This is a genomic window from Rhizobacter sp. (assembly GCA_019635355.1).
Lineage (GTDB): Bacteria > Pseudomonadota > Gammaproteobacteria > Burkholderiales > Burkholderiaceae_C > Rhizobacter.
In genome coordinates this window covers 3,186,237-3,198,225 of the sequence record JAHBZQ010000001.1, presented here as the reverse complement: position 1 = coordinate 3,198,225, position 11,989 = coordinate 3,186,237, and the positions used below count along the sequence as shown (strand labels likewise).

Here is an 11,989-nt window from a genome sequence, read left to right as displayed (position 1 = left end):
CTCGCCTGCCTCATCCACCCCGACCGCCACGAGGAGACGTTTCGATGGCCACCCTTCACGTCAACGGCACACCGCGCACCCTCAAGGTCGAACCCGACACCCCGCTGCTGTGGGTGCTGCGCGAGCAGCTGGGCTTGACCGGCACGAAGTACGGCTGCGGCATCGCGCAGTGCGGCGCCTGCACGGTGCACATCGACGGCCAGCCGACCCGCAGCTGCGTGCGGCCGGTGTCGTCGGTGGGCGCGAAGGAGAAGATCGTCACCATCGAAGGCCTGTCGGCCCAGGGCGACCATCCGGTGCAGAAGGCCTGGCAGGCGATGGACGTACCGCAGTGCGGCTACTGCCAGTCCGGGATGATCATGGCCGCGGCGGCGCTGCTCAAGGCCAAGCCCGACCCGACCGATGCCGACATCGATGCGGCCATGACCAACATCTGCCGCTGCGGCACCTACAACCGCGTGCGCGCCGCGATCAAGGCGGCGGCGAAGGGTGGCGACATGAAGAAGCTGGCGGTCGACATCCAGCACATCGTGGCGGAAGGGGGCCGGGCATGAACACCGTGACGCTCTCTCGCCGTTCCTTCGTGGGCGCTTCGGCCGGACTCGTCGTCGGCTTCCACATTCCGTTCGCGCGCGCGGCGACACCGACCGCCACGCCCGAGATCAACGCCTGGGTGGTGGTGAAACCCGACGACACCATCGTGATCCGCATCGCTCGTTCCGAGATGGGCCAGGGCACGCTGACGGGCCTCGCGCAACTCGTGGCCGAAGAGCTCGAGGCCAACTGGGCCAAGGTCACGACCGAGTACCCCACGCCGGGGCAGAACCTCGCGCGCAAGCGCGCCTGGGGCAACTTCTCGACCGGCGGCAGCCGCGGCATCCGCGAGTCGCATGAGTACGTGCGCAAGGGTGGGGCCACCGCGCGCGTGATGCTCGTCCAGGCCGCGGCCGACCAGTGGAAGGTGCCGGCGAGCGAATGCACGGCGGCCAACAGCCTCATCACGCACACGCCGAGCGGCCGCACGCTCCGCTACGGCCAGGTCGCGCTCGATGCCGCGAAGCTCACGCCACCCGCCGACGTGAAACTGAAAGACCCGAAGGACTGGAAGCTCGCCGGCAAGCCCCTCGCCCGCCTCGACACGATCGACAAGACCACCGGCGCGCAAATCTACGGCAGCGACCTGCAACTGCCCGGCATGCTCAACGCGGCGATCAAAGACTGCCCGGTCTTCGGCGGCAAGGTGAAGCGCATCGATGAAGCGGCCATCGCCAAACGCCCCGGCGTGAAGAAGGTCGTGCGCGTGGGCGAGAGCGCCGTGGCCGTGGTGGCCGACACCTGGTGGCACGCCAAGAGCGCGCTCGATGCGCTGCCCATCGAGTGGGACGAAGGGCCGAACGCGAAGGTGTCGAGCGCCGACATCGCGGCGATGCTGAAGGAAGGCCTCGACGCCCCGCAGGCGGTGGTCGGCAACAGCAACGGCGACGCCAAGGCGGCACTCGCCAGCAGCGCGCGGGTGATCGAAGCGGTGTATTCGTACCCCTTCCAGAACCACGCGACGATGGAAACGATGAACGCGACGGTGAAGTACACGCCGGAGAAATGCGAGGCCTGGACACCCACGCAGAACGGCGAAGCGGCGCTGGCCGCCGCCAGTGAAGCCTCGGGCCTGCCGGCCGAGAAGTGCGAGGTCTACAAGCTGCTGCTCGGCGGCGGCTTCGGCCGGCGTGGCGCGGTGCACGACTGGGTGCACCAGGCGGTGGCGATCGCCAAGCAACTGCCCGGCACGCCGGTCAAGCTGATCTGGTCGCGCGAGGAAGACATGACGCACGGCCGCTACCACCCCGTCACGCAGTGCAAGCTGCGCGCGGGGCTCGATGCCGACGGCAAGCTGCAGGCGCTACACATGCGCATCTCAGGCCAGTCGATCCTCGCGGGTGTGTTCCCGCAGATGATCCGCGACGGCAAGGACCCGGTCGTTTTCCAGGGGCTCAACCCGCCGGGGCCCGAAGCGTCGATCGGCTACAGCGTGCCGCACCTGCTCGTCGACCATGCGATGCGCAACCCGCATGTGCCGCCCGGCTTCTGGCGTGGGGTCAACCTGAACCAGAACACCATCTACCTCGAGTGCTTCATCGATGAGCTGGCGCATGCGACGAAGACCGACCCGCTCGCCTTCCGCCGCGCGCTGATGGCGAACCACCCGAAGCACCTGGCGGTGCTCAACGCGGCGGCCGAGCGCGCCGGCTGGGGCACACCGGCGCCGGCGGGCGTGTACCGCGGCCTCTCGCAGACGATGGGCTTCGGCAGCTATGTCGCCGCGTGTGCCGAGGTCTCGGTGAGCGACGAGGGCAAGCTCAAGATCCACCGCATCGTGGCCGCCACCGACCCGGGCCATGCGGTGAACCCGCAGCAGATCGCGGCGCAGGTGGAAGGCTCGTTCGTCTACGGGCTCTCGGCCGCGCTCTTCGGCGAGTGCACCGTGAAAGACGGCCGCATCGAGCAAGACAACTTCAGCACCTACCCCGTGCTGCAGATGGACGGCATGCCCCAGGTCGAAACCATCGTCATGCCGTCGGGCGGCTTCTGGGGCGGGGTGGGCGAGCCCACCATCGCGGTGGCCGCGCCAGCGGTGCTCAACGCGATCTTCGCCGCCACCGGCAAGCGCATCCGCGACCTGCCGCTGCGGCACCACAGCTTGAAGAAGGCTTGATGCGGCGATTGCTTGCGCTGCCGTTGTTGCTGTTGGCCGCCTGCGCCACACCGCCGGGTGACACGCTGCCACCGCTCACCGCCACACCCGGCGATGCGGCGCGCGGTCGTGCCATCGCGGCCAGCCGGCAGGCGGGCCTGTGCCTGCTGTGCCACACCGCACCCATTCCCGAAGACCGCTTCCAGGGCACGCTCGCGCCGGATCTTGCGGGCGTGGGCAGCCGCTACAGCGCCGGCCAGCTGCGCGCGCGCGTGGTCGACGCACGCCGCTTCAACCCCGAGACCATCATGCCGGCGTACCACCGCAGCGACGGGCTCACGCGCGTGGCCCCGGCGCTGCGCGGCAAGACCTTGCTGACGGCGCAGGAGGTGGAAGACGTGGTCGCCTGGCTGGTCACGCTGAAGTAGGGTCGTGGCATGAATCGACGCGATGCGCTTCTTTCCCTCGGAGCCGTGGTGGTGCTGCCGGCGCACGCCACCTCGTCGGAGATGGAGGCCGCCATCCGCGGTTATGCCGACGGCAAGCCGGTGACACGCGGCAAGGTGAAGCTCGACGTGCCGCCGCTGGTGGAAAACGGCAACGCGGTGCCCATCACCGTCAGCGTCGACAGCCCGATGACGCCCGAGGCGCACGTGACCGGCATCGCCGTCTTCAACGACCGCAACCCGCAGCGCGACGTGGTGCGCTTCACGCTCACGCCGCGCTCGGGCCGCGCGCAGGTGTCGACGCGCATCCGGCTCGCCACCTCGCAGCAGCTCGTCGCCGTGGCGCGGCTGAGCGACGGCAGCTACTGGTCGGACGCGGTGGACGTGCTGGTCACGCTCGCCGCCTGCCTGGAATGAGCGCACGATGGCCCGCACCCTGATCACCGCCCCCAGCACCGCCAGGAAAGGCGAGGTGATCGAGCTGCGCACGCTCATCGCGCACGTGATGGAAACCGGCTTCCGCCCCGACGCCAACGGCACCACCAAGCCGCGCGACCTCATCACCCACTTCAGCTGCCGCTACAACGGCGAGCTCGTCTTCAACGCCGAGCTGTACCCCGCCGTGGCCGCCAACCCGTACATCGTCTTCAGCACCGTGGCCACCGAGAGCGGCACGCTGCAATTCGAATGGACCGGCGACAACGGCTTCCAGCAAAGCGAGAGCGTGAAGATCACCGTCACATGAAGTTCGTGGCGCTGCTCCTCGCCTGTGCGGCCACCGCGGTGTGGGCCCAGGACGCGCGCCGCTCCGGCTTCGACGACATGAGCCGCGAGACGCAGGCCATGCAGCGCGACGACTTGCAGAACCCCGGCATGCTGTGGGTGCAGGAGGGCGCGGCCCTGTGGGCCAAGCCACCGCCCGGCGACCGCCCGGCCTGCAGCGGCTGCCACACGGTGGCCTCGATGCGCGGCGTGGCCCCACGCTACCCGGCGATCGACGCGGTGCTGCAGCGCCCGGTGAACCTGCCCCAGCGCCTCAACCTCTGCCGCGAGCGCCACCAGAAGGCCGCGCCGCTCGCCTACGAGGGCCCGGAGCTGCTGGCCCTCGAAAGCTTCGTCGCCCACCAGTCGCGCGGCCTGCCCATCGCACCGCCCGACGACGCCCGCCTGCAGCCGTATCGCGCGCGTGGCGAGGCGATGTACCGCCAGCGCCTCGGCCAGCTCGACCTCTCGTGCGCGCAATGCCACGACCAGCGCGCCGGCCTGCGCCTGGGCGGCAGCCGCATCCCGCAGGGCCATGCGAACGGCTACCCGCTGTACCGCCTGGAGTGGCAATCGCTCGGCTCGCTGCAGCGCCGCCTGCGCAACTGCCTCACCGGTGTGCGCGCCGAGCCTTACCCGTTTGGTGACATGGCGCTGGTCGAACTGGAGCTGTATCTTGCGAAGCGCGACCAGGGCATGGCGATCGAGTCGCCCGCCGTGCGGCCTTGACTTGGCGCATGACGGCGCCTGTCACGCGTGGCAAGCTGGCCCGCCCCCACATCCCCAGGAGGTTTGCATGATCGATCACCTCGGTTTCGGCGTCAGCGACTACGCCGCCAGCATGGCGTTCTTCAAGGCGGCCCTCGCGCCGCTGGGCTACGCGGTCGCGATGGAAGGCCCGCCCGGTGCCGGCGCCGGCCTCGGCCGCCAGGGCAAGCCCACGCTGTGGATCCACCCCACCGACGAGAAGCCCGCGAAGCTGCACCTCGCCTTCAGCGCCGACAGCCGCGCCGACGTCGACGCCTTCTACAAGGCCGCGATGGCGGCCGGCGCGAAGGACAACGGCGGCCCCGGCCTGCGCCCGCACTACCACCCGAACTATTACGGCGCCTTCGTCATCGGCCCGGATGGGCACAACGTGGAGGCCGTGTGCCACAAGCCGGCGTGAGTTCGCCGTGAGGCCGGGCACGCAGGGCTATGCCGAACAGGCGCAGGCGCTCGTCGAGCAGTACGAGGCGCTCGGCTTCGAGCACAAGCACAGCGAGGTGCTGCACCTGTTGCCGGCAGCGCCGTCGAGCGTGCTCGACATTGGTGCCGGCACCGGGGCCGATGCCGCCTGGCTCGCCGACCGGGGGCACACGGTGCTCGCGGTGGAGCCGACCGCCGAATTGCGCGAAGCCGGCCGGCGCCTGCACGGCTCGCCGCGCATCACCTGGCTCGACGACGGCCTGCCCGACCTCACGCACGCGCGCGCCCGGCGCGAGCAGCACGCGCTCGTGATGCTCACCGCCGTGTGGATGCACCTCGATGCTGGCGAGCGCCGCGAAGCCTTCCCGCACCTGGCCGCCTTGACCGCCCCGGGCGGCCGCCTCGTGATGGCGCTGCGCCACGGCCCCGTGCCGGCAGGCCGGCGCATGTTCGAGGTGAGCGCCGAAGAAACCGATGCCCTCGCCGCACGGAACGGCCTGCTGCCGCGGCTGCGCCTGCGCACCCCATCGCGCCAGCTGCACAACCAGGCGGCTGGTGTCACCTGGACACGCCTCGTCTACGAACGCCCGGCCTGAACCCCGCGGCCTGCACGAAGCACGAGGCTCTGCCACACTCGCCGCTTCCCGGCCACCCGCACCGCCATGCCTGCGATCTGGAAACAACCTGCCTCCGTCGAGCTGCTCACCAAGATCAGCGTCAACACCGCCTCCGAGCACCTCGGCATCGAGTTCACGGAGCTGGGGGACGACTACCTCAGCGCCCGCATGCCGGTCGACCAGCGCACCAAGCAACCGGCTGGCATCCTGCACGGCGGGGTGTCGGTGGTGCTGGCCGAGACGCTCGGCTCCTGTGGCGCGGCCTTCGCCGCACCGAAAGGCCACCGCGTGGTGGGGCTCGACATCAACGCCAACCACATCCGCCCGGTGACGGGCGGCTGGGTGACGGGCACGGCGCGGCCGGTGCACATCGGCCGCACCACGCAGGTGTGGCAGATCGAGATCAAGAACGAGGAAGGCAAGCTCACCTGCCTGTCGCGCATCACGATGGCGGTGCTCGTTCCCGATGATGCAAAAGGAGCCACGTCATGAGCGCATCGACCCTCTTGCAGTCTCTCTTCCAGGAGAAAGCCTGGATCAACGCGCAGTTCTTCGCGCAGCTCGACCAGCTCGACGACGCGAACCGCCACACCGCGCTGCGCACGCTCAACCACATCCACACGGTGGACCGCATCTTCCGCGGCCACCTGAGCGGGCAAGCGCACGGCCTGGACGGCACCAACACACCCGAGACGCCCACCGTGGCGCAGCTGCGCGACGCGGTGGCCGAACTCGACCGCTGGTACGTCGACTACACGCGCGAGCTCACCCAGCCGCAGCTCGACGAGCGCCTGGCCTTCACCTTCACCGACGGCGACAAGGGCCTGATGTCGCGCGAGGAGATCCTCGCCCACGTCATCACGCACGGCGCCTACCACCGCGGCGAAGTCGGCCGCCTGATGAAGAGTGCCGCGCTCACGCCGCCGCGCGACCTCTTCACCCGATTCCTCCACCAGTCCGAGCCCTCCCGGCGCGCCTGACCTCCACGACCCCCATGAACCTCAACGACTTCCCCATCACGAAGAAGTGGCCCGCCCAGCACCCCGACCGCCTGCAGCTCTACTCGCTGCCCACGCCCAACGGCGTGAAGGTGTCGATCGCGCTCGAAGAGACCGGCCTGCCGTATGAGCCGCACCTGGTCGACTTCAACACCAACGACCAGCTCTCGCCCGAGTTCATCTCGCTGAACCCGAACAACAAGATCCCCGCCATCATCGACCCGCACGGGCCCAACGGCGAGCCGCTGGCGCTCTTCGAGTCGGGTGCGATCCTCGTCTACCTCGCGGCCAAGACCGGCCAGCTGATGCCGGTCGACGTGGCGAAGCGCTACGAGACGCTGCAGTGGCTGATGTTCCAGATGGGCGGCATCGGCCCGATGTTTGGCCAGCTCGGCTTCTTCCACAAGTTCGCCGGCAAGGACTACGAAGACAAGCGCCCGCGCGACCGCTACGTGGCCGAGAGCAAGCGGCTCTTGGGCGTGCTCGACAGGCACCTCGCCGGCCGCACCTGGAGCATGGGCGACGAGTACACCATCGCCGACATCGCGACCTTCCCCTGGGTCAACAACCTCGTGGGCTTCTACGGCGCGGGCGAGCTGGTCGGCTTTGCCGACTTCAAGCAGGTGCAGCGGGTGCTCGAGGCGTTCAAGGCCCGCCCGGCGGTGCAGCGCGGGCTGCAGATCCCGAAGCGGCCGGGCTGAGCCGCCGCGCCAAGCACTGACCGCCTGGCGGCGCTCAGTGCGCGGCCAGCTCCGACCAGCTCGTGCGTGGCTCGCCGAGCACGAAGCCCTGGGCGTAGTCGACCCCGGCGCTGCGCAGGCGCTGCAGCACGGTGTTGTCTTCGATCAGCGGGGCGATCACCACCGCCTTCATCGCGTGGGCGAGGTCGGTCATGGCGCGCACCATCAGCACGCCCACCTCGTCGCCGGCGAGGCCCTGCACCAGGCTGCCGTCGAGCTTGACGGCCGACAGCGGCAGGCCGCGCAGGTGGCCGAGGCCACCGAGGCCACGGCCGTATTCGTCGAGCAGCAGGCGCACGCCGAGCTGGTGCAGCTCGCCCAGCACCGGCAGCAGCGCCTGCAGCTGGCCGGCGAGTTCGCTTTCCTTGATCTCCAGGCACAGCTGGCCGGGCGCGAAGGCCCCTTCGCGCAGCAGCGTCGTGAGGCGGGCGAGGTAACCCGCGTCGAGCAGCGAGGCGGTGGCCACGTTGAGGTGGAAGCGCGAGGTGACGGGCCGCGCCTCTCGGGCGAGCATGAGCGCGATGCGGTCCATCACCCAGCCGTCGAGCGCGGGCATCAGCTCGAAGCGCTCGGCCTGCGAGAGGAAGGCGCGTGGGGCGAGCAGGGTGTCGACGTCATCGAGCCGCACGAAGACCTCGTGCCCGTAGACGGCCTCGCCCGGCAGCTCGTCGGCCGCCTCCTCGGGCAGGCGGCGCAGGTCGAAGATGGGTTGGAACTGCAGCGCGAAGTTGCCGGCGGCGAGTGCGATCTTGAGCCGCTCCGACCACGACTGCTGCAGCGTGGCCAGCGCGCCGGCGTCGCCGCCGAGGTCGAACATGTGGATGCGGTTGCGGCCTTCGCGCTTGGCGATGTGGCAGGCGGCGTCGGCGCAGTTCATCGCATACGCCGGCGAGAGCGTGTGGCGGCTCAGGCGCGCGATGCCCACGCTGCCCGAGACCTCGAACTCGCGCCCGCCGTGGCTGAAGTTGCCGTCGTCGAGGATGGCGCGGAATTTCTCGGCGAGTGCGAGCACGCTGCCGTCGTCGACGTTGCGCAGGAGCACCGCGAACTCGTCTCCGCCCAGCCGCGCCACGAGGTCGGACTGGCGCGAGCGCGATTTGAGCTTGCGCCCGATGCTCGCCAAGAGCGCATCGCCGGCGGCGTGGCCGGCGGTGTCGTTGATGTGCTTGAAGCGGTCGAGGTCGATGAAGAGCAGCGCGCTCTGCTCGGCGCTGCGGCGCAGGCGGAAGATCTCCTGCTCCAGCATGTATTCGAAGTGGCGGCGGTTGTGCAGCTTGGTGAGGTGGTCGTGGCGCAGCTGCCATTGCGTCTCGGCCTCGTGGCGCTTGCGCTCGGCGATGTCGCGGAAGGCGACGACCACGCCCACGCACTCGTCGCCTTGATGCTGCGGGCGCACCGTGCATTCCACGTTGAGCATCTCGCCGTCGGCGCGCCAGAACACCGTCTCCCAGTTGCTGAGTGAATCGCCCAGCTCGTAGGCCTGCTGCAGGAAGCAGGTCTCGGCCGGCACCGGGCGGCCACGCTCGTCGCGGTGGTGCAGGCGCTCGTGCGCCGACAGGCCCACGAGCTCGTCTTCGTGCGTGCACTGCAGGAGGCGCAGCGCAGCCGGGTTGACGAAGGTGATGCGGCCGTGGCGGTCGACACCGTACACGCCGTCGCCCACCGACGAGAGGATGAGCTCCAGCCGCTGGCCTTCTTCCTTCAGGCGGCGCTCGCGCTCGCACAGGCGCGCCATGCTGTCGACGCGGGCGACCACGAGTTCGTCGGACTCGTTCTTGAACATGCACTCGCTGGCGCCGGCTTCGAGGCAGTCGCTGATGAGGCCTTCTTCATACGAGCCGGTGAGCACGGCGAGCGTCATGTCGCGCGTGGCGGGCAGCTCGCGCAACGCGCGGCAGAGTGCGGCGCCGTTCATGCCGGGCATGAAGTAGTCGATGACGGCGAGGTCGAAGTGCTCGGTCTGCACCCGCTCGAGCGCGGCTTCGGCGTCTTCGCAGGCGACCACCGCATAGCCGTGGTGGCGCAGCAGGCGCTGGTACTTGGTGCGGCTGGTGCGCGAGTCGTCGACCAGCAGCACCTTCAGCGCCGCGGGCGACTCGGCATCGGGCCGCAGCTCGCTGGCCACCTGGGCCAGCAGGCCGCGCACCAGGCGCGGCACTTCAGACGGGCGCTGCAGGCGCTGCACGCGGGTGTAGGCGCGCCCCGACGAGAGGCCCGCGTCGACACGCGCCGGGTCGGCGGCGAGCACCACCACCGCGAGCTGCTGGCAGTCGGGCTTCTGCAGGCGCTGCACGAAGGCCTCGCAGACGGCCGCCGGCGTGTTCGACCAGCCGAGGATCAGCGTGGCCAGGCCGCGCGACAGCTCCTGGTCGAAGGTGTCGAGCGCGCTCGCGTCGGCCGGCAGCGCCACCACGGCGAAGCCGTGGCGCAGCAGCAGCTTCTCCATGCCGCGGCGCAGGGTGGGCGACGACTCGACGAGCAGCAATCGGTGCATGGTCGCGATGTTAGGAGGGGCTCCCTGACGACGCGCCGCGCATTCCGTGAGCAATTTGCACAAAGGTGCGGGTGCCCTGTGCAGCGTGGGTTAGGCTGTGGCAAACACCACGATCGGACCGTCCCCGTGCGCGCTTACGTGAAAGTCCCCAGCCTGTTCTTGCTGCCCTTGCTGTTGTCGGCCTGCATCGTGGTGCCGCGCACCGAGATCGTGTTCGACGACGACTGCAAGATCCAGAAGCGCCAGATGGTGCTCGACGTGCAGCAGATCGGCTGGTTCGGCGGCTGCGCCAACGAAGGCTGCGTGACGCTGCTGGTGGGCGCGGGGGCGGTGGCCACGGCGAGTGCCGTCATCTCGGGCAGCATCGCCGTGATCGGCAACGTCGTCTACTGGCTGGAGCGGCGCGGCCAGTGCTTCAAGTAGCCGCCTGCGGGCGCTGCACGGCCACGCGCCCGCGGGTGGCCAGCTGCACCGCGAGCGACGCCACGGTGGCCACGGTGAAGGCCCAGCCCGTGCCCCAGGCCGGCAGCGCCAGGGCGAGCACGAAGCAGAAGGCGACGAAGGCGTAAAGCCCGGTCGCCATCGCGCGCAGCAAGGCGGCGGCGAAGCCGCCTCCCTGGCTGCGGTGCGAGAACACCGCGAGCACGATGCCCAGCACCGGGAACACCGCCAGCAGCCCGCTCCAGGCCGGCCCGAGCGCCGCCGCGGCGGCGGTGACGCCCACCGTCAGCCCGGCGCCGGTGGCCATGCGCAGCAGCAGTTCGCCGCGGCCCATCGCGCGGCCCGAAGGTTGAGGCGCGACGGCCGGGAAGAGCCTCGGGGCCATCCACAAGGTGGCCAGCGACAGCGCCAATGCCCACCCGATCGGCAGCGGCCAACGCGCGAGCGCCGTGGCGGCGAGCGCCCAAGCCGCCAGCCCTGCGAACAAGGCCGGCCACCACGGCCCGCGCCGCCCAGCGTGGGCGAAGGCGAGGCTGAAGCTCACCGAGGCCAGCACCGCCGAGAGCGACAGCGTGGCCGCCGTGGCCGCGAAGCCCGCGCCACGCTCCACCGCGAGGAAGAAGAGGATGGGCCCGGCCACCACCGGCAGCCCGGCCAGCCAGCCCGCCACTTGCGGCCCCCAGCGCCGGCCGGCCAGCGAGACCATCAGCAGGAAGGCGGGGACGAGCAGGAGCTTGAGGGCGAGCAAAGTGGCAGGGGCGGAAGACGGAGGAGCCCCCGATTGTGGCGGTGAGCGTCAGCCCACCGCGTGCCGGTACAGGTGCCAGCTCGCATGCCCGAGCCACGGGCCGATCACGAGCAGCCCCGCGAAGGCCGGCAGCAGCGCCAGCACCACGAGCACGGTGACGATCGCGCCCCACGCGAGCAGCACCGGCGTCTGCGTGAGCACCAGGCGCAGGCTGGTGAGCGCGGCGGTGATCGCATCGGTCTGCCGGTCGAGGATCATCGGGATCGCCACCACGCTCACCGCGTAGATGAGCCCGGCGAACACCGCGCCCACCGCCAGGTAGGCAACGATGAAGCCGAGGTTGTCGAGGTCGAGCAGCGCGAGCAGCGAGCCCTTGAAGTCGGGCATGCCGTCGAAGCTCACTGCAAACACCACCAGCGCCGCGCGGCCCCACAGCATCTCGAGCACGAGCAGCGCAAAGCCGAAGATCGCGAGCGTGCCGAGCCGGGTGCGCCAGGCGAAGAGCGAGTCGGCGAAGCGCGGCGCGCCACCGGCTTCGAGCTGCTGGCTCACGCGGTACAGGCCCATGCAGAGAAACGGCCCCATCAGCAGGAAGCCGGCCGACAGCGCGAGCACGTACACCGGCGCATGCTGGAACACCGCCAGCAGCGCCCAGCCCATCGCCACGAAGCAGGCGCCGTAGAAGAGGCCGATCCACGGGGCGCGGGCGAAGTCGCGCAGGCCGAGCCGCAGGCAGTGCACGAGCGTGCGCCAGGCCAGCGGGCGCAAGGGGATGTCGAAGGCGGTGCTGGGCCGAGGGGCGTCGTCACGGGTGGGCGTGGATTCGGAGGTGGTCATCGCCATGTTCGAGGGGAGTCGCGTGGGGG

General features: G+C 70.3%; 15 protein-coding genes. 12 read left to right on the top strand and 3 right to left on the bottom strand.

The window, feature by feature from the left end:
* Window positions 1-44: 44 nt before the first annotated feature.
* The 11 genes from KF892_14560 (at window position 45) to KF892_14510 (ending at window position 7,401) form a co-directional block, all read left to right on the top strand.
* Complete coding sequence (locus tag KF892_14560) at window positions 45-554, top strand: (2Fe-2S)-binding protein (protein MBX3626235.1); 510 nt, start codon at window positions 45-47, stop codon at window positions 552-554.
* Window positions 551-2,710, top strand: coding sequence for a xanthine dehydrogenase family protein molybdopterin-binding subunit (locus tag KF892_14555; protein ID MBX3626234.1), 2,160 nt, complete (start codon window positions 551-553; stop codon window positions 2,708-2,710). The genes KF892_14560 and KF892_14555 overlap by 4 nt, the downstream gene beginning before the upstream one ends.
* Window positions 2,710-3,117 carry a sulfur oxidation c-type cytochrome SoxX gene (gene soxX / locus KF892_14550; GenBank protein ID MBX3626233.1) on the top strand — a complete coding sequence of 136 codons (408 nt, stop codon included), beginning with the start codon at window positions 2,710-2,712 and terminating at the stop codon, window positions 3,115-3,117. The genes KF892_14555 and soxX overlap by 1 nt, the downstream gene beginning before the upstream one ends.
* 9 nt (window positions 3,118-3,126) lie before the next feature.
* On the top strand, window positions 3,127-3,552 hold the full coding sequence (locus KF892_14545) for a SoxY-related AACIE arm protein (GenBank protein MBX3626232.1): 426 nt from the start codon (window positions 3,127-3,129) through the stop codon (window positions 3,550-3,552).
* Window positions 3,553-3,559: 7 nt separating this feature from the next.
* Window positions 3,560-3,880 (top strand): thiosulfate oxidation carrier complex protein SoxZ, encoded by a 321-nt coding sequence (gene soxZ / locus KF892_14540; protein MBX3626231.1) that lies wholly within the window; start codon window positions 3,560-3,562, stop codon window positions 3,878-3,880.
* Entirely contained in the window at window positions 3,877-4,626 is a 750-nt protein-coding gene (gene soxA / locus KF892_14535; protein ID MBX3626230.1) for a sulfur oxidation c-type cytochrome SoxA, read from the top strand. The genes soxZ and soxA overlap by 4 nt, the downstream gene beginning before the upstream one ends.
* 67 nt (window positions 4,627-4,693) lie before the next feature.
* Window positions 4,694-5,065, top strand: a complete 372-nt coding sequence (locus KF892_14530) for a VOC family protein (GenBank protein MBX3626229.1) — start codon at window positions 4,694-4,696, stop codon at window positions 5,063-5,065.
* Window positions 5,025-5,681, top strand: a complete 657-nt coding sequence (locus KF892_14525; GenBank protein ID MBX3626228.1) for a methyltransferase domain-containing protein — start codon at window positions 5,025-5,027, stop codon at window positions 5,679-5,681. The genes KF892_14530 and KF892_14525 overlap by 41 nt, the downstream gene beginning before the upstream one ends.
* 66 nt (window positions 5,682-5,747) lie before the next feature.
* On the top strand, window positions 5,748-6,194 hold the full coding sequence (locus KF892_14520; protein MBX3626227.1) for a hotdog fold thioesterase: 447 nt from the start codon (window positions 5,748-5,750) through the stop codon (window positions 6,192-6,194).
* Complete coding sequence (locus tag KF892_14515) at window positions 6,191-6,682, top strand: DinB family protein (GenBank protein MBX3626226.1); 492 nt, start codon at window positions 6,191-6,193, stop codon at window positions 6,680-6,682. Before KF892_14520 ends, KF892_14515 begins: the two co-directional genes overlap by 4 nt.
* A gap of 14 nt (window positions 6,683-6,696) precedes the next feature.
* Window positions 6,697-7,401: a glutathione S-transferase N-terminal domain-containing protein gene (locus KF892_14510; protein MBX3626225.1), complete on the top strand. Its 705-nt coding sequence runs from the start codon at window positions 6,697-6,699 to the stop codon at window positions 7,399-7,401.
* A 34-nt stretch (window positions 7,402-7,435) separates the two neighbouring features.
* Here KF892_14510 and KF892_14505 read toward each other — a convergent pair whose 3' ends face one another.
* Window positions 7,436-9,934 (bottom strand): EAL domain-containing protein, encoded by a 2,499-nt coding sequence (locus KF892_14505; GenBank protein ID MBX3626224.1) that lies wholly within the window; start codon window positions 9,932-9,934, stop codon window positions 7,436-7,438.
* Between the two features lie 138 nt (window positions 9,935-10,072).
* Between KF892_14505 and KF892_14500 the strand changes: the two genes are divergently transcribed.
* Complete coding sequence (locus KF892_14500; GenBank protein ID MBX3626223.1) at window positions 10,073-10,357, top strand: hypothetical protein; 285 nt, start codon at window positions 10,073-10,075, stop codon at window positions 10,355-10,357.
* Here the strand turns inward: KF892_14500 and KF892_14495 are convergent.
* Together KF892_14495 and KF892_14490 are read right to left on the bottom strand one after the other, a co-directional pair.
* A complete protein-coding gene (locus KF892_14495; protein ID MBX3626222.1) occupies window positions 10,350-11,123 on the bottom strand; it encodes a hypothetical protein in 774 nt (257 codons plus the stop codon). The two genes, KF892_14500 and KF892_14495, sit on opposite strands and share 8 nt — an antisense overlap.
* A gap of 48 nt (window positions 11,124-11,171) precedes the next feature.
* Window positions 11,172-11,960: a DUF2189 domain-containing protein gene (locus KF892_14490; GenBank protein ID MBX3626221.1), complete on the bottom strand. Its 789-nt coding sequence runs from the start codon at window positions 11,958-11,960 to the stop codon at window positions 11,172-11,174.
* Between the last annotated feature and the right edge of the window lie 29 nt (window positions 11,961-11,989).